Source organism: Streptomyces sp. NPDC058001 (assembly GCF_042886315.1).
Lineage (GTDB): Bacteria > Actinomycetota > Actinomycetes > Streptomycetales > Streptomycetaceae > Streptomyces.
The window spans coordinates 1-24,487 of sequence record NZ_JBHVQT010000010.1; the positions used below are offsets into that span (position 1 = coordinate 1).

Annotated in this window: 20 protein-coding genes and 1 tRNA gene; 15 read left to right on the forward strand and 6 right to left on the reverse strand. The window is 69.2% G+C overall.

Translation table 11 applies throughout. The annotated features are described in order from the left end of the window. The first annotated feature begins 201 nt into the window (after positions 1–201). From ACFVT5_RS24765 to purM, 6 genes are all read left to right on the forward strand, one after another. Entirely contained in the window at positions 202–723 is a 522-nt protein-coding gene (locus tag ACFVT5_RS24765; protein WP_389891977.1) for an ArsR/SmtB family transcription factor, read from the forward strand. Between the two features lie 17 nt (positions 724–740). Beyond that, complete coding sequence (locus tag ACFVT5_RS24770; RefSeq protein WP_389891980.1) at positions 741–1,601, forward strand: peptidoglycan DD-metalloendopeptidase family protein; 861 nt, start codon at positions 741–743, stop codon at positions 1,599–1,601. A 14-nt stretch (positions 1,602–1,615) separates the two neighbouring features. After that, positions 1,616–2,407 (forward strand): sterol carrier family protein, encoded by a 792-nt coding sequence (locus ACFVT5_RS24775; RefSeq protein ID WP_389891983.1) that lies wholly within the window; start codon positions 1,616–1,618, stop codon positions 2,405–2,407. A gap of 51 nt (positions 2,408–2,458) precedes the next feature. Next, the gene (locus ACFVT5_RS24780) at positions 2,459–3,295 is read left to right on the forward strand and encodes an META domain-containing protein (protein WP_389891986.1); all 837 of its coding nucleotides are present in this window, start codon (positions 2,459–2,461) and stop codon (positions 3,293–3,295) included. A gap of 85 nt (positions 3,296–3,380) precedes the next feature. Next, positions 3,381–4,922 (forward strand): amidophosphoribosyltransferase, encoded by a 1,542-nt coding sequence (purF, locus tag ACFVT5_RS24785; RefSeq protein WP_389891989.1) that lies wholly within the window; start codon positions 3,381–3,383, stop codon positions 4,920–4,922. Positions 4,923–5,015: 93 nt separating this feature from the next. Beyond that, positions 5,016–6,083 carry a phosphoribosylformylglycinamidine cyclo-ligase gene (gene purM, locus ACFVT5_RS24790; RefSeq protein WP_389891992.1) on the forward strand — a complete coding sequence of 356 codons (1,068 nt, stop codon included), beginning with the start codon at positions 5,016–5,018 and terminating at the stop codon, positions 6,081–6,083. Positions 6,084–6,203: 120 nt separating this feature from the next. Here the strand turns inward: purM and ACFVT5_RS24795 are convergent, their stop codons facing one another. Together ACFVT5_RS24795 and ACFVT5_RS24800 are read right to left on the reverse strand one after the other, a co-directional pair. After that, entirely contained in the window at positions 6,204–6,470 is a 267-nt protein-coding gene (locus tag ACFVT5_RS24795) for a DUF3073 domain-containing protein (protein WP_389891995.1), read from the reverse strand. 334 nt (positions 6,471–6,804) lie between these two features. Next, positions 6,805–7,896 carry a Leu/Phe/Val dehydrogenase gene (locus ACFVT5_RS24800; protein ID WP_389891998.1) on the reverse strand — a complete coding sequence of 364 codons (1,092 nt, stop codon included), beginning with the start codon at positions 7,894–7,896 and terminating at the stop codon, positions 6,805–6,807. 311 nt (positions 7,897–8,207) lie between these two features. Between ACFVT5_RS24800 and ACFVT5_RS24805 the strand changes: the two genes are divergently transcribed. Then, positions 8,208–9,098: a hypothetical protein gene (locus ACFVT5_RS24805; RefSeq protein WP_389892001.1), complete on the forward strand. Its 891-nt coding sequence runs from the start codon at positions 8,208–8,210 to the stop codon at positions 9,096–9,098. A gap of 498 nt (positions 9,099–9,596) precedes the next feature. Continuing rightward, a complete protein-coding gene (gene bldC / locus ACFVT5_RS24810; protein WP_003949541.1) occupies positions 9,597–9,803 on the forward strand; it encodes a developmental transcriptional regulator BldC in 207 nt (68 codons plus the stop codon). A gap of 489 nt (positions 9,804–10,292) precedes the next feature. On the opposite strand, the gene ACFVT5_RS24815 is transcribed toward bldC, so the two are convergent. Then, positions 10,293–10,367, reverse strand: a tRNA-Asp gene (locus tag ACFVT5_RS24815). A 120-nt stretch (positions 10,368–10,487) separates the two neighbouring features. After that, positions 10,488–14,441, reverse strand: a complete 3,954-nt coding sequence (gene hrpA / locus ACFVT5_RS24820) for an ATP-dependent RNA helicase HrpA (protein ID WP_389892003.1) — start codon at positions 14,439–14,441, stop codon at positions 10,488–10,490. 418 nt (positions 14,442–14,859) lie between these two features. On the opposite strand from hrpA, the gene ACFVT5_RS24825 reads away from it, so the two are divergent. The 6 genes from ACFVT5_RS24825 to ACFVT5_RS24850 all read left to right on the forward strand — a co-directional run bounded on the left by ACFVT5_RS24825 (position 14,860) and on the right by ACFVT5_RS24850 (position 21,644). Then, positions 14,860–15,918, forward strand: a complete 1,059-nt coding sequence (locus ACFVT5_RS24825) for an ABC transporter permease (protein ID WP_389892006.1) — start codon at positions 14,860–14,862, stop codon at positions 15,916–15,918. A 165-nt stretch (positions 15,919–16,083) separates the two neighbouring features. Beyond that, the gene (gene dnaK, locus ACFVT5_RS24830) at positions 16,084–17,940 is read left to right on the forward strand and encodes a molecular chaperone DnaK (protein ID WP_389892008.1); all 1,857 of its coding nucleotides are present in this window, start codon (positions 16,084–16,086) and stop codon (positions 17,938–17,940) included. Next, entirely contained in the window at positions 17,937–18,632 is a 696-nt protein-coding gene (gene grpE, locus ACFVT5_RS24835; protein ID WP_389892011.1) for a nucleotide exchange factor GrpE, read from the forward strand. Before dnaK ends, grpE begins: the two co-directional genes overlap by 4 nt. Before the next feature lie 33 nt (positions 18,633–18,665). Beyond that, a complete protein-coding gene (gene dnaJ, locus ACFVT5_RS24840; RefSeq protein WP_389892014.1) occupies positions 18,666–19,859 on the forward strand; it encodes a molecular chaperone DnaJ in 1,194 nt (397 codons plus the stop codon). A gap of 3 nt (positions 19,860–19,862) precedes the next feature. Then, entirely contained in the window at positions 19,863–20,327 is a 465-nt protein-coding gene (locus ACFVT5_RS24845; protein ID WP_389892017.1) for a heat shock protein transcriptional repressor HspR, read from the forward strand. Between the two features lie 300 nt (positions 20,328–20,627). Then, positions 20,628–21,644: a LuxR C-terminal-related transcriptional regulator gene (locus tag ACFVT5_RS24850; RefSeq protein ID WP_389892020.1), complete on the forward strand. Its 1,017-nt coding sequence runs from the start codon at positions 20,628–20,630 to the stop codon at positions 21,642–21,644. On the opposite strand, the gene ACFVT5_RS24855 is transcribed toward ACFVT5_RS24850, so the two are convergent. Beyond that, positions 21,641–22,612: a LuxR C-terminal-related transcriptional regulator gene (locus tag ACFVT5_RS24855; RefSeq protein WP_389892023.1), complete on the reverse strand. Its 972-nt coding sequence runs from the start codon at positions 22,610–22,612 to the stop codon at positions 21,641–21,643. The genes ACFVT5_RS24850 and ACFVT5_RS24855 overlap by 4 nt on opposite strands. A 7-nt stretch (positions 22,613–22,619) precedes the next feature. After that, positions 22,620–23,603: a helix-turn-helix transcriptional regulator gene (locus ACFVT5_RS24860; protein WP_389892026.1), complete on the reverse strand. Its 984-nt coding sequence runs from the start codon at positions 23,601–23,603 to the stop codon at positions 22,620–22,622. A 370-nt stretch (positions 23,604–23,973) separates the two neighbouring features. Between ACFVT5_RS24860 and ACFVT5_RS24865 the strand changes: the two genes are divergently transcribed. Beyond that, positions 23,974–24,306: a hypothetical protein gene (locus tag ACFVT5_RS24865; RefSeq protein WP_389892029.1), complete on the forward strand. Its 333-nt coding sequence runs from the start codon at positions 23,974–23,976 to the stop codon at positions 24,304–24,306. Positions 24,307–24,487: the final 181 nt, after the last annotated feature.

The following is a 24,487-nucleotide window of genomic DNA, read 5'->3' on the forward strand; positions in this document are numbered from 1 at the left end:
AACGCTCGGCTGGGAAACCCCAGCCGAGCGCCTGCATAAACTGCTCGCCACCACACGTCAGTGATCACGTGTTGCGACGACCCCTGGAATCCGCCCTCTCGGCGGGACAGGGGCTCCGTCGTGTGCCGGCAGAAGGGGTTCCGAAGGGGTTCCGAGGAGGACCTGTTTGCCTGGAACTACGTAATTACGTATCTTGGCGTCATGGAACTGGAGGCGCGGGTCGCCGCGCTGGAGGCCCGGCTCGCGGCTCTGGAGGCGGCGGAACGGGAGAGTCCGGACAGACCTCGCCTGGCCGAGGGCGACTTCTGGGCGCTGAACGGGTTCAAAGCGCAGCTCGCCGACGCGGGCGCGGGCGACGGAGGAGTGCTGTTCACGGGAGCCGTGCGACTGCCGACTGGCGAGTGGTACGAGTGGCAGCACGGGGCACTCGCCGCACCGCTCTTCGCCGATGGGCCGGACGGTGACTGGTCCGACGCCGCCGAATCCCTGGCCGCCCTCGGGCACCCCGTACGGCTGCGGCTGCTGCGCGAGATCCTCGGCGGCCGGCGGACCGCTGCCGAGCTGACCGAACTCGAAGGGCTCGGCACCACCGGGCAGATCTACCACCACCTGCGCCAACTGACCGGCGCGGGCTGGCTGCACACCACGAGCCGGGGGCGGTACGAGGTGCCGGGCACCCGTGTGGTGCCCCTGCTGGTGGCCCTGACGGCCGCCCGCCCCTGACCCCTGGAGAGGGTGCGATGTCCGTACGAACCCGAAAACTGCTGATGGTCGCCTACCGCGTCCTGCTGATCGCCCTGGTCGGACTGATCCTGGGCAGCTTCGTGATCGACCGCCTCGGCGAGTCGCCGTACCCGAGAATCTGGCTCGGCCTGGGCGCGGCCCTGGTCGTGGTCCTCATGCTGCTGAGGAGCGGCATGAGGAACCTGCGCCCGGTCGCGAACCGACCGCCGGTGGAAGTCCTACCCCCGGTCACCGGCCGCTGGAGCGCGGTCAACAGCCCGGCCGACAAGGTCCCGAGCCATGGCACACACGGGTACGGGCAGACGTATGCGATCGACATCGTGGCCGAGCCGGAACCGGGTGACGGCCCCGCCCGCCCCGGGTTCGCCTGGGTGTGGCCGCCGGTCTGCCGCAGCGACGCCTTCCCCGCGTACGGCGCTCCGCTGCTCGCGGTGGCGGACGGCACGGTGGTCCACGCGTCGGACAACCAGCGCGACCACCTGAGCCGGAACTCGCTGCCGATGCTGGCGTACCTGCTGCTGATCGAGAGCACCCTGCGCGAGACGCTCGGCGCCGCACGGATCGTCGGCAACCACATCGTCCTGGACCTGGGCGACGGCACGTACGCGATGTACGCCCACGTCCAACAGGGCTCCCTAAAGATCCGCGCCGGCGACACGGTCGAGGCAGGCACCCCCCTAGCGGCCTGCGGCAACTCAGGCAACTCGACAGAACCCCACGTCCACTTCCAACTCATGAACTCCCCAGACCTGGACACAGCCCGAGGAATCCCTTTCACCTGGCGCGACATCGGGGTCCCGTCGAACGGGGAGACATTCACCGTTCCGGCCCCGACCCCCTTGTCCCCCGCTCCCTGACTACCCTCGACCCCATGTCTCCCGTCAAGAAGCGTGCTCGGTCCTATGATTCCGGCAAGATTCGCGGGGCCGTGTTCGGGCAGTTCGGGGTGGTGCGGGACGGGGTGCGGGGGCTGGGGGACGGGGCGTTGCGGTCCGGGGTGGGGGAGTGGAGTGTGCGGGAGCTTGTCGCGCACATCGGTATGGCGCTCGGCGCCGTCGAGCGGGGGCTGGACGCGGCCGGGCAACAGGCGCGGGCCGAAGTCGGGCTGTTGGACTGGCCGTTCGCGACCGGGCGGTACGCCGATGGGATCGATGACGACACCCGCGCGCTCGCCATCAAACACCCTGACCTCGACGCGCTGCTCGGGGACATCGCCGACCGGGTCGCCGCCCGGCTCGACGAGGGGCCCGGTACCCGGCTCGTCAGGACCCGTATGGGAACCATGACCCTGGACGACTACCTGGTCACCCGTACCGTCGAACTCGTCGTCCACACCGACGACCTCAACCGCGCCACCGGGCTCGCGATCCCCTTCGACCGGCAGGCGCTCGCCGCCGCGACCCGGCTGCTCGCCGACGCGCTCGCCGTGAAGGCGCCCGGCGGCTCGACGGAGGTCAGGATCCCGCCGTACGCCGTGGTGCAGTGCGTCGAAGGCCCCCGGCACACCCGCGGCACCCCGCCGAACGTCGTGGAGACCGACCCGCTCACCTGGATCCGGCTCGCGACCGGGCGGACGGACTGGGCGACGGAACGCGACGCGGCCAAGGTCAGCGCCAGCGGCGAGCGGGCCGACCTGTCCGCATTGCTCCCGATCCTGACCTGACCGCCCCGGACGGCAGGGAACCGATCCCCCCGCCCGTCCCGTCACACCGGCATGTACACGCAGCGTCTGACCCTCAGCACCGTCAGCACCCTCGCCGCCGTGGGCCTCCTCACCGCCTGCGGCACCGCGACCGGCGACGGCTCCGGCGCGGGCTCCGGCGCCGTCGACACCTCGCTGCCCGTCACCGGTATCCACTGGAATGTCCGCGATCTCACGGTCGGCGGCAAGAAGTACACGGCGCCGGAAGGCAGCCACGTCAGCATCGAGCGCGACGGAAAGACCTCCGGCACCCTCGGCTGCAACCACTTCGGCACCACCGCCGAGATCAAGGACGGCACCATCAGCTTCGGCGACATGGAAACCACCCTGATCGGCTGCCCGAAACAGACGATGGCCTACGAGGATCTGCTGGCGAAGGCCCTGGGCGCGGGCGAACTCACCGCCAAGGTCGACGCCGGCACGCTCACCCTCACCACCCCGGGCGGCGACCGCATCGCCCTCACCGAGGAGAAGCCGGTCCCGCTCACCGGCACCGAATGGACCGTGACCTCGCTGGTCGAGGAGAAGACCGCCACGTCACTCCCGAAGGACGTCGACGGCAAGGCCAAGCTGACCTTCGGCAAGGACGGCAAGGTCACCGGCACCCTCGGCTGCAACCGCGTCTCCGCGACGGCGAAGATCACCGACGGTCACCTCACCCTGTCCAGGGCCGTCACCACCCGCATGCTCTGCCCCGAACCGGTGATGAAGGTCGAGCGCACCCTCCTGCGCCTCTTCGACGGCAAGCAGCTCACCTACGAACTGAGCCACCGGGGCCTCACCCTCACCGCACCCGACGGCACCGGAATCGCCGCCACGGCAGGGAAGGCCGACGCCCCGGCGAAGTGACGGCGGCACTTCCGCGAAAGTGATCCCGGTTACGGAAAGCGTCCCCAATTCGGACCAGTGGTCGATCTCGCCTACACTCGGTGCCGTGCCACGTGGTGACGGTCGACTCAATCACGATCTGCTCCCCGGCGAGAAAGGCCCCCAGGACGCTTGTGGCGTCTTCGGTGTCTGGGCTCCGGGCGAAGAGGTCGCAAAGCTCACGTACTTCGGGCTCTACGCCCTCCAGCATCGGGGCCAGGAATCCGCGGGAATCGCGGTCAGCAACGGCTCCCAGATCCTCGTCTTCAAGGACATGGGCCTCGTTTCCCAGGTCTTCGACGAGACCTCCCTCGGCGCCCTTCAGGGCCACATCGCCGTGGGCCACGCCCGCTACTCCACCACCGGAGCCTCGGTCTGGGAGAACGCGCAGCCGACCTTCCGTGCCACCCCGCACGGCTCCCTCGCGCTCGGGCACAACGGCAACCTGGTCAACACGGCCCAGCTCGCCGAGATGGTCGCCGCCCTGCCCGCGCCGGAGACCGTCAGCCGCTCCGGCCGGATCGCCGCGACGAACGACACCGACCTGATCACCGCCCTCCTCGCCGGACAGACCGACACCGGCGACGCGAACGGCAAGCCCCTGACCGTCGAGGAGGCCGCGGCCAAGGTCCTCCCCGAGGTGAAGGGCGCCTTCTCGCTGGTCTTCATGGACGAGCACACCCTCTACGCCGCCCGTGACCCGCAGGGCATCCGCCCGCTGGTACTCGGCCGACTGGAGCGCGGCTGGGTCGTCGCGTCGGAGTCCGCCGGGCTCGACATCTGCGGCGCGACCTATGTCCGGGAGATAGAGCCGGGCGAGTTCGTCGCCGTCGACGAGAACGGCATCCGCACCTCCCGATTCGCGGAAGCGAAGCCCAAGGGCTGCATCTTCGAGTACGTCTATCTGGCCCGCCCCGACACCGACATCGCCGGACGGAACGTCTATCTGTCCCGGGTGGAGATGGGCCGCCGCCTCGCCAAGGAAGCCCCCGTCGACGCCGATCTGGTGATAGCGACACCGGAGTCCGGCACCCCCGCCGCCATCGGGTACGCGGAGGCGTCCGGCATCCCCTTCGGCTCCGGCCTGGTGAAGAACGCGTATGTCGGCCGGACCTTCATCCAGCCCTCGCAGACGATCCGCCAGCTCGGTATCCGCCTCAAGCTGAATCCGCTCAAGGAAGTCATCAAGGGCAAGCGCCTGATCGTCGTGGACGACTCCATCGTCCGCGGCAACACCCAGCGCGCCCTGGTCCGTATGCTCCGCGAGGCCGGCGCCGCCGAGGTGCACATCCGGATCTCCTCGCCCCCCGTGAAGTGGCCCTGTTTCTTCGGCATCGACTTCGCGACCCGCGCCGAACTCATCGCCAACGGCATGACCGTCGAAGAGATCGGCAAGTCGCTCGGCGCCGACTCCCTCCACTACATCTCGCTCGACGCGATGATCGAGGCCACCACCATCGACAAGCCGAACCTCTGCCGTGCCTGCTTCGACGGCGAGTACCCGATGGACCTGCCCGACCCCCAGCTACTCGGCAAGCAGCTCCTGGAGACCGAGCTGGCGGCCGGTCCCGCGGCCACCGCGGCGGTCGACGCGCTGCGCCGCCCCTAGGCGCACGGCACCCGGATCGGACGACCCGTATGCCCCGTACGACCACCACCTCCCGCCTTGCCCCCGCAGGACGACACGAAAGCTCCCCCAGCCATGTCTGAGACCACCGGTGCCAGCTACGCGAGCGCGGGCGTCGACATCGAGGCGGGCGACCGCGCCGTCGAGCTGATGAAGGAGTGGGTGAAGAAGACGAAGCGCCCCGAGGTCCTGGGCGGCCTCGGCGGATTCGCCGGACTCTTCGACGCCTCCGCCCTGAAGCGGTTCGACCGGCCGCTGCTCGCCTCCGCCACGGACGGCGTCGGCACCAAGGTCGACCTCGCCCGGCAGCTCGGTGTGTACGACACCATCGGCCACGACCTGGTCGCGATGGTGATGGACGACATCGTGGTGTGCGGCGCCGAACCGCTCTTCATGACCGACTACATCTGCGTCGGCAAGGTCCACCCCGAGCGGGTCGCCGCCATCGTCAAGGGCATCGCCGAGGGCTGTGTCCTGGCCGGCTGCGCCCTCGTCGGCGGCGAGACCGCCGAGCACCCGGGCCTCCTCGGCCCGGACGACTTCGACGTCGCGGGAGCCGGTACGGGCGTGGTGGAGGCCGCGGAACTGCTCGGCCCGGATCGTATCCGTACGGGTGACACGGTGATCGCGATGGCGTCCTCCGGCCTTCACTCCAACGGGTACTCGCTCGTCCGGCACGTCGTCTTCGACCGTGCCGGGATGCGTCTGGACCAGCGGGTCGAGGAGTTCGGCCGGACCCTCGGCGAGGAACTCCTGGAGCCCACCAAGATCTACTCCCTGGACTGTCTGGCGCTGACCCGGACGACCGAGGTGCACGCCTTCAGCCACATCACCGGCGGCGGACTCGCGGCGAATCTGGCACGGGTGATCCCCGACGGACTGCACGCCACCGTCGACCGCGCGACCTGGACCCCGGCGCCCGTCTTCGACCTGGTCGGCAGGGCCGGACAGGTCGAGCGCCTGGAGCTGGAGAAGACGCTGAACATGGGCGTCGGCATGATGGCGATCGTCCCCGAGAACTCGGTCGACACAGCCCTCACCACCCTCGCCGACCGAGGCGTGGACGCGTGGGTGGCCGGAACGATCACCGCCCGAGACACGCACCCGACGGGTGCAACCCTGACCGGTGACTACGCCCTCTGAAGGGCGCGGGGGACGCGCCCCCGAAGGGGCGCGGGGAACTGCGCGCCAAGCCCCCCACGACCTGGAGTTTTCGCACCGCCCTCAACGGGTCACCCTCTCAACGGGTCAACCAGCGGAGCGTCACGCGCCGCGGCGTTGCGACGACGGGGGATCGGACTCGTCGGCTGGTCCCGACTCGTCATCGTCCTCGTCGTTGTACAGATCCGCGTACTGTGCGTACGGGTCGTCGTCCTCGTCGTCGTCTTCGAACGGCTCGCCGTTCGGAGGCTGACTCGAAGTCGATGCGCCCAGCTCGTTGGCCAGACGCGACAGGTCAGTCCCGCCGCTGTTGTACTTCAGCTGGCGGGCGACCTTCGTCTGCTTGGCCTTGGCCCGGCCGCGCCCCATGGCTCGACCCCCTCGGTGACAGGGCTCGACGGCCCCAGAGTCTTGACACGCGTTCATGATCTAGAACGGACTCTCCGTGGAGAGACCGGTCCGTAGGGCTTCCACGGTACCTGCTCCTGCGGCCATACGGTACGTCGCCCGCAGCAGCCACCTGTGTGCAGAACCCGCGAGGCGCCCCGTCCTCGCTGGTCAACCGCGATTTTAACCTCTTCTGGGCGGACGACCCGCCGACGGGGGTGAGTCTTGTCTCTCACGGCCGCTCGGCGGGTCCCTGACAACGCGGTTCACGCGCCCTTGACGGGTCTTTCACGGGCCTTTCACGGGCCCCGGAGGGTCAGGGCCTGCGGGCCTCGGCCATCCGCTGCTCGGCGATCCGGTCGGCCGCGGCGGCCGGCGGAACACCGTCCTCCTTCGCACGAGCGAAGATTCCGAGCGTGGTGTCGAAGATCTTCGCGGCCTGCGCCTTGCACCGGTCGAAGTCGAAGCCGCGCAGCTCGTCGGCGACCTGGATGACCCCGCCCGCGTTCACCACGTAGTCGGGCGCGTAGAGGATCCCGCGGTCGGCGAGGTCCTTCTCGACGCCCGGGTGGGCGAGCTGGTTGTTGGCGGCGCCGCACACCACCGCGGCGGTCAGCGCGGGCACGGTGTCGTCGTCGAGCGCCCCGCCCAGCGCGCACGGCGCGTACACGTCCAGACCCTCGGTACGGATCAGCGCGTCCGTGTCGGCGACGGCGGTGACCTTGGGGTGCCGTTCGGTGATCCGGCGTACCGATTCGGCGCGGACGTCCGTGACGACGACCTCGGCGCCGTCTTCGAGCAGGTGCTCCACGAGGTGGTGGCCGACCTTGCCGACGCCCGCGACGCCGACCGTACGGCCGCGCAGGGACGGGGTGCCCCACAGGTGCTGGGCGCTGGCCCGCATGCCCTGGAAGACGCCGTAGGCGGTCAGCACCGACGAGTCGCCGGCGCCGCCGTTCTCCGGGGAGCGACCGGTCGTCCAGCGGCACTCGCGGGCCACCACGTCCATGTCGGCGACATAGGTGCCGACATCGCAGGCGGTGACGTACCGGCCGCCGAGCGAGGCCACGAACCGGCCGTAGGCGAGGAGCAGTTCGGTGCGCCGCGCGCCCTGGATGGCCGCCGAGTCGCCGATGATCACGGCCTTGCCGCCGCCGTGGTCGAGGCCCGCCATGGCGTTCTTGTACGACATCCCGCGCGAGAGGTTCAGCGCGTCCGCGACGGCCGCTTCCTCGCTCGCGTACGGATAGAACCGGGTGCCGCCCAGGCCGGGGCCCAGGGCGGTGGAGTGCAGGGCGATGACGGCCTTGAGGCCACTGGCACGGTCCTGGCAGAGCACGACTTGCTCATGTCCCCCCTGATCCGAGTGGAACAGGGTGTGCAGGACGCCGTTGGTTACGTCGGTCACTGTGGTGACTCCCAGGTAAGTTGCGGCGGTTGGAGCCGGCGCCCGTGGGGGTGGTCGGGTCCGGTGGTGAAGAGCGTAGAGCCTCCAGTGGTGGTGATCCGCCTAGGGTCTGCCCGGCGGGTCAGGTCGGAGCAATGCAACGGCAGCTTGTCAGACCCCGCGTCTCCGAGCTGACCCCGCCGGGCAGGCCCTAGTGCCCAGGATCACTCCGGCGCGGCGTGGGCGGCGGGGCCCCCGGGGTGTGGGCGTGGCACGATTTGGAGTGGTTTCCCGCCGGGTTTCCGAGCCGGTCCGAGGGGGAGGGAGCAGGGGTGCCCAAGCTGTCCCCGGTGATCGTTCCGTACGCGTCCTATCTGCGCGTGTACGAGCCGCTGGCCGCCTTTCCCGAGCCCGAGCGCAGTCACTGGGCGAAGTACGCGCGGCGCGCCGACCGTCCCTCGTACCAGGAGGAACTGCGCCGTTCGCTGACGGACTTGCTGGCCACGCCGCCGGTGCCGGTGCCGGTGCACGAGAGCGATGACGCGTTCGTCGCGGACATCGACGGTGTGGTGTGCGTGTGCCCGTGGCGGACCCGGCTGCGGGGCTGGCAGGCGCTGGGCGAGCTGCCGGGCCGACTGCCGCCGCGGGTCCTGGACGCGGTGCTGCCGCCGGTGGTGCGCCGCCAGACGGCCGACGACTACGAGCGCTGGCTGGCCCGTAACCCCGACGCGCGGCCGTGGATCCGGACGGCGACCTGGCAGGTGCCGCTGACCTGGTTCGTGCTGGTCTCGGACGAGGAGCGGGAGTACCGGGCGGGCGGTGCGGTAGGCGAGGACCGGGACGAAGGCGACGTAGGTTCCGAAGAGGACGGTGTGGGGGTGCCGGTGCTGCGGTACCGGACGCCGATGGTGCAGGCGCGGCGGCGGGTCGCACGTGGCCTGAAAGCGCTCAAGGACGCCCTCGACGAGAGCCCCATGATCGACGGCCTGGTAGATGTGGGGCGCTGGCTTGAGGAGTTCCATCCGCGTTCGCTGGTCGAACTGGACTACGGCGGACTGGTGCACGCGCTGCCCGCGACCCATCTCGACGGCGATCACTCGGCGGCGGACGTGGCCGAGGGCATCGAGGCGTTGCGCACCGGGGACGGGGCCGTCGCGGGCGAGGCGTACGCACGGCTCGCGGACCGCTGGCGGACGGTGCGGGACCGGCAGTCCGCGAGCTGACTCGGCCGGGGCGTGTGCCCTGACCGTGCGCAGTCCGTCGGATACGGGACGTAGTTCCCGTTCCGGGCCTTTGCGTCAAGTGTGCCAAGCGTGATGGACCGCACTTACCGGGGCCTTGCGCCCATCACCCCTCCTCGTGCCAAAATAGGACAAGGAGTCCGGGGAGGGCTCCTTCCGTCCCGATAAGGACGGATTGCTCTGCATTGCACGCTATGGGGGGTCTGATGACTCCTGATCACTCTGTGACTGATCGTCACTGGGGTGTGACTGTCCGCTATGGCATGGTCCATCGGCATCCGTCGCTGATGAACACCTGGGAGGGCAATTCCATCGGTTTGGCCGACGCGGCTGGACAGATGGTGTAGTTGTAGTGCCGAGGACAAGCCGTTCGTCCTATAACCGACTCGACCCGCGTCCGCCATTTCGGGCAACGCGGGTCAAGGTGCAGAATTTAGAGGAAAGAACCGAGATGGTTCGGTTCTCCCGAGGAGGCCGCTCATGACCGCTCGCACCCCTGATGCCGAGCCGCTGCTGACCCCGGCTGAGGTCGCCACGATGTTCCGCGTCGACCCCAAGACGGTCACGCGCTGGGCGAAGGCTGGCAAGCTCACGTCGATCCGCACGCTCGGCGGGCATCGTCGCTACCGCGAGGCGGAGGTCCGTGCTCTGCTGGCGGGCATTCCGCAGCAGCGCAGCGAAGCCTGACCCCGCATAACTCGGGCATTTCCGCCGGGTCCCCCATCCGGTGCTCGCCCGATCATCAGCTCCACACGACGCGGGTCCTGCCCCAACAGGTCCCACGCCCCAGCACTTGGGCTTGATCGCGACAAGGGTGCGTCGTTCATCGCGCTGGACTCCGCCGGGTCCAGCGCGATTTTTTTATGCCCTGACACGGGCCGTGGGTGGGTCGTGAGAGGTGTCCGGGCCGGCTTGTGTGGGGCCTCGGCGGGGCTTGTGCGGGTGCTCTGCGCGAGCTTGTCGGAGTCTGAGGGGTGCGAGTGGATGGGGGTGCAATTGCACATATTAAATTGAGTCGTTGTAGGTGAGGTGTAAGTAAGGCGGTTTTCAAAATTGTTCGGTGACGCCTGTCACATGCTCAAGTCCTTGCCGAAGCAAGGGTAGTTGCGCTATAGGAGGAGCCGGTGAACGGCACACACGTTTAAGGCCCACATCCAGAGGATGTGGGCCTTGTTGCGGTCCTGACGGGATTTGAACCCGCGGCCTCCACCTTGACAGGGTGGCGAGCACTCCAAACTGCTCCACAGGACCTTGCTTCGCGGTACTCGCCGCTGTGTTGCCCGCTGCGTTGTTCCGCGAGACCAGACTGTACAGGAGGGCAGGCCATGCGGTCGAACTCACCGCCGGTGAGCGCCCTCTCACCGGTTCTTCCTACGGGGCAGCCGCGTCTATCGCCTTCACGATCCGCTTGTCCGACACCGGATACGCCGTGCCCAGCGCGTGCGCGAAGTAGCTCACGCGGAGTTCCTCGATCATCCAGCGGATGTCCAGGACCTGGCGCGGCACCGGCCGTCCGGGCGGCATCTGCTCCAGCAGCCACGCGTACTCGTCGCGCATCTCGCGGACCTTCTCCATCCGCGTGGTGTCCCGCTGGACGTTCGTCGGCATCTGCTGGAGCCGCCGGTCCGCCGCGACCAGATAGCGCATCAGGTCCGGCAGCCGTCCGACCCCCGCCTCCGTCACGAAGCCCGGCTTCACCAGGCCCGCGAGCTGGTCCCGTACGTCCGTGAGGTTGGCCAGCAGCGCGGGGCTCCTGGTGGCCTTCAGGCGCCGCTCGCACGACTGCCAGGCGGCCAGCACCTGCTGGACCTGCCCGACCGTACGCACCGTCATGTCGACGATGTCGGCGCGCACCTTCTCGTACAGCTTGCGGTAGGACTCCTCGTCCCAGGCCGGGCCGCCGAAGTCGGCGATCAACCGGTCCGCCGCCGCCGTCGCGCAGTCGTCGAAGAGGGCCTGCACCGAGCCGTGCGGATTGGCCGAGAGCGCCAGCTTCTGCGCGTTGGTGAGCTTGTCCGACGCGAACTTCGCCGGATTCACCGGGATGTTGCGCAGGATCAGCCGGCGGGTGCCCCGCCACATCGCGGCCTGCTGCTCGGCCTCGGTGTCGAAGAGCCGTACGGAGACCGTGTCGCCGTCGTCCACCAGCGCCGGATACGCCTTTACGGGCTGTCCGGCCCGCCGGGTCTCGAACAGCCGGGTGAGGCTCCCGATGGTCCAGTCCGTGAGGCCCGTACGTTCGATGGCCTCGCCGCCCGCGCGCTCGGCGGTGGCGGCGGCGGCCTGGGAGATGGCCTGGCGCGCCTTGGGCCGCAGCCGCAGCCGCAGCGCCTCCAGATCCTTGTCCTCGGCCTCCCTGGGGTCGCCCGCCAGCTTGCGGCGCCGCTCGTCGACGATCCGGAACGTGATCCGCAGATGCTCCGGGACCTTCGCCCAGTCGAAGTCGTCGGCGGTGACCGGGACGCCCACCATGCCCTTCAGCTCCCGCGCCAGCGTCACCGTCAACGGCTCCTGGAGCGGCAGGGCGCGGGCCAGGAACCTGGTCGCGAAGTTCGGCGCCGGTACGTAGTGGCGCCGGATCGGCTTCGGGAGGGAGCGGATCAGCTCGGTGACGACCTGGTCCCGCAGGCCCGGGATCTGCCAGTCGAAGCCCTCGTCCGTGACCTGGTTGAGGACCTGGAGCGGGATGTGCACGGTGACGCCGTCGGCGTCCGCGCCCGGCTCGAACTGGTACGTCACACGGAAGGTGAGCGGGCCCTGCCGCCAGGTGTCCGGGTAGTCGGCCTTGGTGACTGCCTCCGCGGACTCGCGGATGAGCATCTCGCGCTCGAAGTCGAGCAGTTCGGGTGCCTCGTGGCGCTGGTGCTTCCACCAGGAGTCGAAGTGGGCGCCGGACACCACATGGTCGGGTACGCGCTGGTCGTAGAAGTCGAACAGCGTCTCGTCGTCCACCAGGATGTCGCGGCGGCGGGCCCGGTGCTCCAGCTCCTCGACCTCGGTGAGCAGCTTGCGGTTGTCCGCGAAGAACTTGTGGTGGGTGCGCCAGTCGCCCTCCACGAGCGCGTGCCGGATGAACAGCTCGCGGCTCGCCTCCGCGTCGATGCGGCCGTAGTTGACCTTGCGGTGGGCGACGATCGGAACGCCGTACAGCGTGACGCGCTCGTACGCCATCACGGCCGCCTGGTCCTTCTCCCAGTGCGGCTCGCTGTACGTGCGTTTGATCAGGTGCTGGGCGAGCGGTTCGATCCACTCGGGCTCGATCTTCGCGTTGACCCGGGCCCACAGGCGAGAGGTCTCCACCAGCTCCGCGGACATGATGACCTTGGGCTGCTTCTTGAAGAGCGCCGAGCCGGGGAAGACGGCGAACTTGGCGCCACGGGCGCCCAGGTACTCGTTCTTGTCGGTGTCCTTGAGGCCGATGTGCGAGAGCAGCCCGGCGAGCAGCGAGGTGTGCACGGACTGCTCCGGCGCGTCGTCCTCGTTGACGTGGATGCCCATCGTCCTGGCGACCGAACGCAGCTGCGTGTAGATGTCCTGCCACTCGCGGATACGCAGGAAGTTCAGATACTCCTGCTTGCACATACGGCGGAACGACGAGGAGCCGCGCTCCTTCTGCTGCTCGCGGACATACCGCCACAGATTGAGATAGGCGAGGAAGTCGCTGGTCTCGTCCTTGAAGCGGGCGTGCTGCTGGTCGGCCTGGGTCTGTTTCTCGGCGGGGCGCTCGCGGGGGTCCTGGATGGACAGCGCGGCGGCGATGACCATGACCTCGCGGACACAGCCGTTCTTGTCGGCCTCCACGACCATGCGCGCGAGGCGTGGATCGACCGGAAGCTGCGACAGTTTTCGGCCAAGTCCGGTGAGCCGCTTGCGGTGGTCCTTCTCCTGCGGGTCCAGCGCGCCCAGTTCCTGGAGGAGTTGGACGCCGTCACGGATGTTGCGGTGGTCCGGCGGGTCGATGAAGGGGAACTTCTCGATGTCGCCGAGGCCGGCCGCGGTCATCTGGAGGATGACGGACGCCAGATTCGTACGGAGGATCTCGGCGTCCGTGAACTCCGGGCGGGACTCGAAGTCGTCCTCGGAGTACAGCCGGACGCAGATGCCGTCGGAGGTACGTCCGCAGCGGCCCTTGCGCTGGTTGGCGCTGGCCTGGCTGACCGCTTCGATCGGCAGCCGCTGGACCTTGGTGCGGTGGCTGTAGCGGGAGATACGGGCGGTGCCCGGGTCGATGACGTACTTGATGCCCGGGACGGTGAGGGAGGTCTCGGCGACATTCGTGGCCAGGACGATGCGGCGGCCGGTGTGGCGCTGGAACACGCGGTGCTGCTCGGCGTGGGACAAGCGCGCGTACAGCGGCAGTACTTCGGTGAACCGAAGCTGCTTCTTGTTGAGCGCATCGGCCGTGTCGCGGATCTCGCGCTCGCCGGAGAGAAAGACCAGGATGTCGCCGGCGCCCTCACTCTGCAGCTCGTCGACGGCGTCACAGATCGCGGTGATCTGGTCCCGGTCGGAGTCCTCGGCGTCGTCTTCGAGGAGCGGTCTGTACCGCACTTCCACGGGGTACGTACGTCCACTGACCTCGACGATCGGGGCGTCGCCGAAGTGCCGTGAGAAACGCTCCGGGTCGATCGTCGCCGAGGTGATCACGACCTTGAGGTCGGGGCGCTTCGGCAGGAGTTGGGCGAGATACCCGAGCAGGAAGTCGATGTTCAGGGACCGCTCATGGGCCTCGTCGATGATGATCGTGTCGTACGCGCGCAGCTCGCGGTCGGTCTGGATCTCGGCGAGCAGGATGCCGTCGGTCATCAGTTTGAGGAAGGTGGCGTCCTGGTCGACCTGGTCGGTGAACCGGACCTTCCAGCCCACGGCCTGGCCCAGCGGAGTGTCCAGTTCCTCGGCGACGCGCTCGGCGACCGTGCGGGCCGCGATACGGCGGGGCTGCGTGTGGCCGATCATGCCGCGGACGCCGCGGCCGAGTTCGAGACAGATCTTGGGGATCTGCGTGGTCTTGCCGGAGCCCGTCTCACCGGCGACGATCACGACCTGGTGATCGCGGATCGCCGCGAGGATGTCGTCCCGCTTCTGGCTGACCGGGAGTTCCTCGGGATACGTGATCTCCGGCACCCGGCCCGCGCGACCCGCCATCCGGACCTCGGCCTTGGCGACCTCCGCCTCGATCTCGGCGACGACGGTGGCACGGGCCTCGGGTTTACGGATCCGGCGCGCGCCTTCGAGCCTGCGACCGAGCCGGTGCGCATCGCGCAGCGACAGCTCGGACAGGCGGGGCAAGAGGGACCCAAACTCAATGACAGGCTGCGTAGACATACGAACCCCAGGATCGCACCTCCCACAAATAACTCGCGAACCCTTATCGGGGGGCCTGGGACATGCCGGTTCCGGACGTGGGTCGTGCCCCGAAAGGGGCGCGGGGCTGTGACATGTGCGGCTCCGCCGCGTGGTGGACGGGGGGTCGTGCCCCGTCAGGGGCGCGGGGAACTGCGCGACCAGCCACGGACGGCCTGCGCTGTGAGGACGGGGATCGCGCCCCGAAGGGGGCGCGGGGAACTGCGCGAGCGGTCACGGATGGGCTGCGGTGCCCCCGGAGGGGGTCGCGGGGCTGTGACATGTGCGGCTCCGCCGCGTGGGCGCGATCAGCCACGGACGGCCCGCAGCTTGGGCACCGGTCTACCTAGGCACCCCCCTCTGCCTGGCCGCCCGCAGGGCATCCCTCTAGGTTGGCTTTATGTCTGTGATGGGCGGCCACGTCCGAAATTGGTGGACCTCCTTCAGGGGGTCCCCCTATGCCCCCGCCACCCTGCTCGTGGTGATTCTGGCCGCTGCCGCCGGGCTGTTCGCCGGCTCGTACACGTACTCCATGGCGAACCCCACCCCCCGCTCGATCCCCACGGCCATCGTCGGCGCCACCGGACAGCCGCGGGGTGTCGCCTTTGTCGACGGTATGGAGAAGGCGCTCGACGCCTCGCTCAGGGTGCACCCGTACCCGGATGTCGCCTCCGCGCGCGATGCCATCGACGAGCAGGAGGTCTTCGCGATCCTGGACGTCGCCCCCGGAGGCCGGGCGGTCCGGCTGGACGTGTCCGGCGCCTCCGGGGCCACCGTCGCGCAACTGCTCGCCGAGTCGGCGCCCCCGGTGGGCCGGGCGACGGGCGTGGCGGTCACCGTGAGGGATGTCAACCCGTTGCAGAAGGGCGACCCGCGCGGGCTGGCGATTTTCTACATCTCCCTCGCGGCCGTGATCATCGGCTTCGTCGGCGCGATCCAGCTGAGCGTCAACGCGAAGGAACTCCGCCCCCTGGAGCGGGTCGCGTTCACCGTCGCGTACTCCCTGCTCGGCGGCTTCTCGATCGCGGCGATCGTGGACTGGGGGCTCGGCGCGCTGACCCTGCCGTTCGCCGAGTCCTGGGCGATCCTGGCGCTGACGATGTTCACGTCCGGCATGGTCTGCACGATGTTCACGACGCTCATCGGACGCTGGGCGATGCTCCCCACCTGGGGGCTGATGGTGATCATCGGGAACCCTTCGTCGGGCGGAGCCGTTTCCTGGCCACTACTGCCGTCGCTTCTGGGTACGGTCGGCCGCTGGCTCCCGCCGGGCGCCTCGGTCAACGCGCAGCACACGGCGGTGTACTTCCGGGGACATCAGCACGTGTTCCCGTTCCTGGTGCTCGCGGCCTGGGCGCTGGTGTCCTGTGCGGTCTTCTGGACCTGGCGGCACCGTCACCCGGGCGGCGGTACGGAGGAGGATGCGCCGACGGAACCGGCACCACCCGCGGCGGCGTGACCCCGCGCGGACCGGTACGGACGCGCAGGTCAGCGCCCATGTGACGTGGGCATTGCCATAAGCCGGGGATAAAAGTTGAGTCCCCAGGACTCAGCTCTGTTGACCCGGAACGAGACGTGGTGCATCCTTGAGCCTGTTGCACTCAAGTCAGCTGGGAGAATCGAAATGGCACGTGCGGTCGGCATCGACCTGGGCACGACTAACTCCGTCGTGAGCGTTCTGGAGGGCGGCGAGCCCACCGTCATCACCAACGCCGAAGGCGCCAGGACCACGCCGTCCGTCGTCGCCTTCGCGAAGAACGGTGAGGTGCTCGTCGGCGAGGTCGCGAAGCGTCAGGCGGTCACCAACGTCGACAGGACCATCCGGTCGGTCAAGCGCCACATGGGCACCGACTGGAAGGTGGACATCGACGACAAGGGCTTCAACCCGCAGCAGATCTCCGCGTTCATCCTGCAGAAGCTGAAGCGCGACGCCGAGGCGTACCTGGGCGAGAAGGTCGCGGACGCGGTCATCACCGTCCCGGCGTACTTCAACGACTCGGAGCGCCAGGCCACCAAGGAGGCCGGCGAGATCGCGGGCCTGAACGTCCTGCGTATCGTCAACGAGCCGACGGCCGCCGCCCTGGCGTACGGCCTCGACAAGGACGACCAGACGATCCTCGTCTTCGACCTCGGTGGCGGCACCTTCGACGTCTCGCTCCTGGAGATCGGCGACGGCGTCGTCGAGGTGAAGGCCACCAACGGCGACAACCACCTCGGTGGTGACGACTGGGACCAGCGCGTCGTGGACTACCTGGTCAAGCAGTTCGCCAACGGCCACGGCGTGGACCTCGGCAAGGACAAGATGGCGCTCCAGCGCCTGCGCGAGGCGGCCGAGAAGGCCAAGATCGAGCTGTCCTCGTCCACCGAGACCACGATCAACCTGCCCTACATCACGGCATCCGCCGAGGGCCCGCTGCACCTGGACGAGAAGCTCACGCGCGCCCAGTTCCAGCAGCTCACCGCGGACCTCCTGGACCGCTGCAAGACGCCGTTCCACAACGTCATCAAGGACGCGGGCATCAGCCTCTCCGAGATCGACCACGTGGTCCTCGTCGGCGGCTCCACCCGCATGCCCGCCGTCGCCGAGCTGGTGCGCGAGCTGACCGGCGGCAAGGACGCCAACAAGGGCGTCAACCCGGACGAGGTCGTCGCCATCGGCGCCGCCCTCCAGGCCGGTGTCCTCAAGGGTGAGGTCAAGGACGTCCTGCTCCTCGACGTGACCCCGCTGTCCCTCGGTATCGAGACCAAGGGCGGCATCATGACCAAGCTGATCGAGCGGAACACCACGATTCCGACGAAGCGGTCCGAGATCTTCACGACGGCCGAGGACAACCAGCCGTCGGTCCAGATCCAGGTGTACCAGGGCGAGCGCGAGATCGCCGCGTACAACAAGAAGCTCGGGATGTTCGAGCTGACCGGTCTGCCGCCGGCCCCGCGCGGGGTCCCGCAGATCGAGGTCGCCTTCGACATCGACGCCAACGGCATCATGCACGTGACCGCGAAGGACCTCGGCACGGGCAAGGAGCAGAAGATGACCGTCACCGGCGGCTCCTCGCTGCCGAGGGACGAGGTCAACCGGATGCGCGAAGAGGCCGAGAAGTACGCGGAGGAGGACCACGCCCGCCGCGAGGCCGCCGAGACCCGCAACCAGGGCGAGCAGCTCGTCTACCAGACGGAGAAGTTCCTCAAGGACAACGAGGACAAGGTCCCCGGCGAGATCAAGACCGAGGTCGAGACCGCGATCGCCGAGCTGAAGGAGAAGCTCAAGGGCGAGGACACCGCCGAGATCCGTACGGCCACCGAGAAGGTCGCCGCCGTCTCGCAGAAGCTGGGCCAGGCGATGTACGCCGACGCCCAGGCCGCGCAGGCCGGTGCCGAGGGTGCCGCGGGCGCGGGCGCCGGACAGGCGAAGGCCGACGACGACGTGGTCGACGCGGAGATCGTCGACGAGGACCGTGACCGGAAGGACGGTGCCGCGTGACGGAAGAGACCCCGGGCTTCGACGAGCAGCACGAGCCCGCTGATGTCTCCTCCGGCGCCACCACCCCTGACGACGCCGCCGAGTCCGCCGGGTCCTCCGCACAGGAGGGCCCGGCGCCCCGGACGGGAGACGCAGCAGCACAGACGGCCGGCCTGACCGCCCAGCTGGACCAGGTGCGTACGGCGCTCGGTGAGCGCACGGCGGACCTCCAGCGGCTCCAGGCCGAGTACCAGAACTACCGCCGACGCGTGGAGCGGGACCGGATCGCGGTCAAGGAGATCGCCATCGCGAACCTCCTGACCGAGCTTCTGCCCGTGCTCGACGACATCGGCCGCGCGCGGGAACACGGCGAGCTGGTCGGCGGGTTCAAGTCGGTGGCCGAATCCGTGGAGACGGTCGCCGGGAAGATGGGCCTCCAGCAGTTCGGCAAGGAGGGCGAGCCCTTCGACCCGACGATCCACGAGGCCCTGATGCACAGCTATGCGCCGGACGTCACCGAAACGACGTGCGTCGCGATTCTGCAACCGGGGTATCGAATCGGCGAGCGGACCATCCGCCCCGCGCGGGTGGCCGTCGCCGAGCCGCAGCCCGGCGCGCACACGGTCAAGTCCGACACCTCGGAGAACGCCGGAGCGGGCACGGAGCCCGCCGAGGTCAAGGACAAGGAGAACGGTGGCCCGGACGAGGGCTGACGTCTCACGTAGCGGAGAGGAGGGACGTCGGGGATGAGTACCAAGGACTTCATCGAGAAGGACTACTACAAGGTTCTCGGCGTCCCCAAGGACGCCACCGAGGCCGAGATCAAGAAGGCGTACCGCAAACTCGCCCGCGAGTTCCACCCGGACGCCAACAAGGGCAACACCAAGGCCGAGGACCGCTTCAAGGAGATCTCCGAGGCGAACGACATCCTGGGCGACCCCAAGAAGCGCAAGGAGTACGACGAGGCCCGCACCCTCTTCGGGAACGGCGGGTACCGCCCCGGTGGCCCCGGCGCGGGCGGCGGCTCGTTCAACTTCGACCTGGGCGACCTCTTCGGCGGCGCCGGACAGCCCCAGGGCGGCACGGCCGGCGCCGGTGGCTTCGGCGGCGGGCTCGGTGACGTCTTCGGCGGCCTGTTCAACCGTGGCGGCGCCGGCGCGGGTACGCGTACACAGCCCCGGCGCGGCCAGGACATCGAGTCCGAGGTCTCCCTGAGCTTCACGGAGGCCGTCGACGGGGCCACGGTGCCGCTGCGGATGTCGTCGCAGCAGCCCTGCAAGGCGTGTTCGGGCACCGGCGACAAGAACGGCACCCCGCGCGTGTGCCCGACGTGTGTCGGTACGGGACAGGTGTCGCGCGGCGGCGGGGGCGGCTTCTCGCTCACCGACCCGTGCGTCGACTGCAAGGGCCGCGGTCTGATCGCCGAGACCCCCTGCGAGGTCTGCAAGGGCTCGGGGCGCGCCAAGTCGTCCCGCACCATGCAGGTCCGTATCCCCGCGGGCGTCGCGGACGGCCAGCGGATCCGGCTGCGCGGCAAAGGCGCACCGGGCGAGCGCGGCGGCCCGGCCGGCGATCTGTATGTGGTGGTGCACGTCGGGGCGCACCCGGTGTTCGGCCGCAGGGACGACAACCTCACGGTCACCGTGCCCGTCACCTTCGCGGAGGCGGCGCTCGGCGGCGAGGTGAAGGTGCCCACGCTCGGGGGTCCCCCGGTGACGCTGAAGCTGCCGCCGGGCACGCCCAACGGCCGCACCATGCGGGCCCGTGGCAAAGGCGCGGTCCGCAAGGACGGCACCCGGGGCGATCTGCTGGTCACGGTCGAGGTGACGGTGCCCAGGGATGTCACGGGCACGGCGCGGGACGCGCTGGAGGCGTATCGCGAGGCGACCGCGGGAGAGGACCCGCGGGCGGAGCTGTTCCAGGCCGCGAAGGGAGCTTGACGCATGGACGGCCGTCGAAGGCAGAACTCTTTTGTCGGCAGGGCGTATGAACTCACCGACGAGACGCCGGTGTATGTGATCTCGGTGGCCGCCCAGCTCAGCGGACTCCACCCGCAGACGCTGCGTCAGTACGACCGTCTCGGCCTCGTCTCCCCGGACCGCACCGCGGGCCGGGGCCGGCGCTACTCGGCCCGCGACATCGAACTGCTGCGCCAGGTGCAGCAGTTGTCGCAGGCCGAGGGCATCAACCTCGCCGGTATCAAGCGCATCATCGAGCTGGAGAACCAAGTGGGCGCGCTCCAGGCCCGGGTCGCCGAGCTCCAGTCGGCCGTGGACGGCGCCGCGGCGACGATGCGTCAGCGTGAGGCGGCGGTGCACGCCTCGTACCGCCGTGATCTGGTGCCGTATCAGGAAGTGCAGCAGACCAGCGCGCTCGTGGTGTGGCGTCCGAAGCGGCCCACCGAGTAACGGCGGCCCTGAGAACGGGGCGGCGCACTGGAGGGGCGGGGGCCGAACAGAGCGATGCCCACGGCCGGTTGAGGAGGAACCGGCACGTGGGCTCTGAGGCCCCGGCCGGCCAGGGGGATTGGCCGACCGGGGACACTCCGGAGCGATGTAACATCCCCCCCCGGGCTCGCCCCGCGTTCATCTTGCTTCGCAGTGGTACGCCTCCACCACCGTCATCTTGTTGCAATGTCCGGACAGGGGGCGGGGACAAGGGGGCCCACCCAGGGTGAAATGGGTGGAAGCCGCGCCAGGAGGAACACCATGCAGTCCACCGTCGACGGCGCGTCCGGCCATCCCCATGGTGTGGACGACCTGTGCGAGGCCGCCGAGCGCGTGTACATCGCCGCGCTGACCTGCGGCCGTATCCCGCGCGCTGACGCCCAGGAGGCGCCCTGCCTGGTCGAGTTGGCGCTGCTGCATCCGGACCCGGCCGACCTGGCGTGGCTGCTGCCGCAGTCCCCCCAGCGGGTCATGGCGCGGATGCTCGGCCGGATCCGCGACGACCTGGCCGCCGCCCACCGCGGGACGGCCCAGGCCGCTGCCGCCGCCGAGCGGTACGCGGCCTACGCCACCGGCGGCCCGGCGCCGGCCGGCGACCTCCGGGTCCTGGAGGGCAAGGACCGTATCCGCGCCGCGATCGACGAGGCGTCCGACGCCTGCACCCGGGAGATGCTCACGGTGCACCCCGACGGGATACGGCGTGAGTTCTCGCTGGCCTACTCCCTGCCCCGGACCCTCGCGGTGACCGGTCGCGGCGTACGGATGCGGACCCTGTACACGCACGCGGCCCGGCACGGTCACGGGTTGCACGAGTATCTGGAGCGGATGAACGGCGATGTGGAGGTCCGGACGCTCGACGAGGTCACCGAGCGGCTGCTGATCTTCGACACGGACGTCGCGGTGATCCCCGCCAACGCGGACCGGACGATCGCCCTCGAAGTGCGCCATCCGGCCGTGGTCACCTTCCTCGCCACCGCCTTCGAGCGGCTGTGGCGGCTCGCCCTGCCGTTCGACGTCGTGCTGCCCGAGATGGCGGGCCCCGACGGGATCACCCACCGGGAACGCGCCATCGCCGCGCTGCTCGCGGAGGGCCACCCGGACGCCGAGGTGGCCCGGCGGCTCGGCATCAATGTCCGCACCTGCCGCCATCACATTCGCAAACTCCATGAGGTGCTGGGCGCGTCCAGCCGTACGCAGCTGGGTGTACGGCTCGTCCAGACCGGCTTGGACACACCACCCCGGCCACCTCAGCCACCCCAGTCGCCGACCGTGCCCTAACCGCGCTCCAGCATCCCCGACTGGCCGATCAGATAGCCGAGTTGGGCGCGGCTGCCGCTGCCCAGGATGGTCGCGAGCTTGGCGATGTGGACCCGGACCGTGCGGACGTTCATCCCGAGGCGGACGGCGATCTTCTCGTCCGTGAGCCCCTCGACCAGGAGGCCCGCGATGGCCCGCTGGCGGGTCGTGATGCCGTCCGTGGACGTCTCCTGCGCGGCGCGCGGCCACATCGGTGTCGCCATGTGCCAGAGCCGCTCGAACGTCGTCACGAAGAAGTTGACGAGCGCCGGGTGCCGCACCTCCAGGGCCACCGAGTTGTCGGAGCTGGCCGGGATGAAGGCGATCCGCCGGTCGAAGATGAGCAGCCGCTCGGTGACCTCGTTCAGGGTGCGGACCTCGACATCGCCCCTCAACTCCTCGAAGTGCGCGAGCACGGTGGGGGAATGGCGCGAGGTGTGCTGGTAGAGGGTGCGCATCCGGCCGCCGCGGGACAGCATCTTCTGCTCCCGGGGCAGGGCGGTGGCCAGGACCGGCGCGGGCCGTTTCCCGCCGGGCTGCACGGTCAGCATCTCGTCGGTGACCTCGAACGCGGCCTGTTCGATGGCGCTGTCGATGCGTTCGAGACCCCGCAGCACCGTGATGGCGGGGGTCTCCGGGAGTAATCCGGGCCGACTGCTGAGCGCGAGCAGCGGCTGGAACGTCTCCGTGAGCCGCTCCTCGCGGCGCCGCTGCCGGGCGATGTCGTCCTCGATGGTGCGCAGCAGATGGTGCAGCGCGACGGCCGGAGGGGTCGGCCGCAGCCACTGCGGGTCCTTGAGGTCGGCGTGCAGCAGGCCGTTGTCGACCAGACAGGGCGCCGGTACGGAGTCCCGTACCGGTACCCGGCCTTCGTGCAACGCGCGTGCGTAGAGGCGGTTGCCCGCCTCGCACAACTCCTCGACTCCGTGAGTGTGGGGCTCAGCAGTCACGTGGAGGTCACCGCTCCTGTTCCAGAATTCCCGACTGGGCGATCAGATAGCCGAGTTGAGCGCGGCTGCCGCTGCCGAGGGCGGCTGCCAGCTTGGCGATATGGGCACGGCACGTACGGACGTTCATCCCGAGACGGCGGGCGATGGCCTCGTCGACATGGCCCTCGACCAGGAGTTGGGCGATGGTGCGCTGAACCCGTGTGATGCCGTCGGGCGCCGACTCGGAGGGGGTGGCCTCGGTGAGCGGCGTGGCCCTGCGCCAGAACTGGTCGAAGACCGAGGCGAGATAGTCGACCAGGCCGGGGTGGCGCAGCTCCAGGGCGACCTGGCGGTCCTGGCGCGCGGGGATGACCGCGACGGTCCGATCAAAAATGATCATGCGGTCGATCAGCTCTTCGAGGGTCCGCACCTCCACCCGGCCGGCGTCGATCTGTTCGAGATACGCGAAGATCCCGGGGCCGTACCGGACGGTGTGCTGGTACAGCGTGCGCATCCGCACGCCCCGGTCGAGGATCTCCTGTACGCGTGCGAGTGACTGCGACAGGGCATCGTAATCTCTGACGCCTCCTGGCTGAATCATGAGTATCTCGTCGGCGCACTCGGCGGTCGCCCCGTCCAGGACGGCGTTGATGCTCTGGAAACCTTCGAGGATGGTGATCGCGTGGGTCGTCGCGGGGGTCTGCGCGGTGATGGCCATGAACGGCTCGAACGTTTCGGTCAGATCCACCGACAGCCGGCGCCGGTCCTGGATCTCCCGTTCGATCGGATGCAGCCGCTGGGCGAGTACGGAGGTCGGCGGGACCGGTCGCAGCCAGTTCGCGTCGTCCGGATCCGGGTGCAGAAGGGCGAATTCGACCAGACACGGTGCCGCTTCGGCGTCCGCGCGGGCGATCCTCCCGGTACTGAGCGCCGCGGCGTACAAACGTGCACCTTCACCGCATAGTTCGGTGATGGAGTGAGGATGTGTCGTTTTTGCGTCGTTTGTTGTCAAATCTCCACCCCCCAGGGTCCTGAACGTGCAAGAACATGATGCATCGCCCCTGTGGCCCCGACGTGCCGGAATGAGACATCGTCTAGGTGGTGCGGGGGAGAGGGACCCATCAAGTGAGGACGAAGCCGACCATGTACAAGAAAATGCTTCGCTCGGTGCTTGCTATCGGTTTTGCCGTGGCTGCGTTCACCGCGGCGGCTCCGGGTGACATCTCCTGGACCAGCTCACCGGCCAAGGTGGCGGGCGACATCTCTTGGACCAGTGGCCCGACGGATGACATTTCGTGGACCAGTGGGCCCCTGGGATCACAGGGATCCCAGGGAGACATCTCCTGGACCGGCGGGCCGTCGGTCGCGGCCACCACGGACGCATGACCACGCCACCCGACGACCGTTCGTTCCGGCGTGAAATGGCCACCGCCTATCGCTCCGGATGGCACTTCGTCGACCTCGTCACGGCGATCCCCCATGAAGGCGACTCGCTCATGGTCACCCTGTTCGGTGAACCAGTAGTCGTCGTACGGGACGAGGACGAAGACGTGCGGGCATACCGGTGTCTGCGGAAGCCCCGGGGGGCGCCGCGGCCCGTCCGCTGTGCCGTCCGGTACGGAATGATCTTTGTGAATCTTGACCAGCGCGACCATGAACAAGTGGTCGAGCGGGATACCCCCGAAACCATCTCCGCCACCCCCCGCAGTGCCTGACGCGATTCCCCCGTCGTAATAAATCGCGCAGGTGCTTCCCCCCAGCAGCGGGGGCCCCCGGGGCCGGGAAAACCGGGGGGGCCCGGGGGGGTGGGGTGCAGCCAGGGGGGTGGGGTTTAAAAAAAAGACGCGGCCGCCCACACAATTTGTGTTTATATAGGGGGGGGGCGGGGGAAATAAA

Excerpts from the sequence above, each read along its gene's own strand:
- ACFVT5_RS24765 (WP_389891977.1), top strand. The coding sequence starts at position 202 with ATGGAACTGGAGGCGCGGGTCGCCGCGCTGGAGGCCCGGCTCGCGGCT.
- ACFVT5_RS24770 (WP_389891980.1), top strand. The coding sequence starts at position 741 with ATGTCCGTACGAACCCGAAAACTGCTGATGGTCGCCTACCGCGTCCTG.
- ACFVT5_RS24775 (WP_389891983.1), top strand. The coding sequence starts at position 1,616 with ATGTCTCCCGTCAAGAAGCGTGCTCGGTCCTATGATTCCGGCAAGATT.
- ACFVT5_RS24780 (WP_389891986.1), top strand. The coding sequence starts at position 2,459 with ATGTACACGCAGCGTCTGACCCTCAGCACCGTCAGCACCCTCGCCGCC.
- purM (WP_389891992.1), top strand. The coding sequence starts at position 5,016 with ATGTCTGAGACCACCGGTGCCAGCTACGCGAGCGCGGGCGTCGACATC.
- ACFVT5_RS24795 (WP_389891995.1), bottom strand. The coding sequence starts at position 6,470 with ATGGGGCGCGGCCGGGCCAAGGCCAAGCAGACGAAGGTCGCCCGCCAG.
- bldC (WP_003949541.1), top strand. The coding sequence starts at position 9,597 with ATGACCGCTCGCACCCCTGATGCCGAGCCGCTGCTGACCCCGGCTGAG.
- hrpA (WP_389892003.1), bottom strand. The coding sequence starts at position 14,441 with ATGTCTACGCAGCCTGTCATTGAGTTTGGGTCCCTCTTGCCCCGCCTG.
- ACFVT5_RS24825 (WP_389892006.1), top strand. The coding sequence starts at position 14,860 with ATGTCTGTGATGGGCGGCCACGTCCGAAATTGGTGGACCTCCTTCAGG.
- dnaK (WP_389892008.1), top strand. The coding sequence starts at position 16,084 with ATGGCACGTGCGGTCGGCATCGACCTGGGCACGACTAACTCCGTCGTG.
- dnaJ (WP_389892014.1), top strand. The coding sequence starts at position 18,666 with ATGAGTACCAAGGACTTCATCGAGAAGGACTACTACAAGGTTCTCGGC.
- ACFVT5_RS24845 (WP_389892017.1), top strand. The coding sequence starts at position 19,863 with ATGGACGGCCGTCGAAGGCAGAACTCTTTTGTCGGCAGGGCGTATGAA.
- ACFVT5_RS24850 (WP_389892020.1), top strand. The coding sequence starts at position 20,628 with ATGCAGTCCACCGTCGACGGCGCGTCCGGCCATCCCCATGGTGTGGAC.
- ACFVT5_RS24865 (WP_389892029.1), top strand. The coding sequence starts at position 23,974 with ATGACCACGCCACCCGACGACCGTTCGTTCCGGCGTGAAATGGCCACC.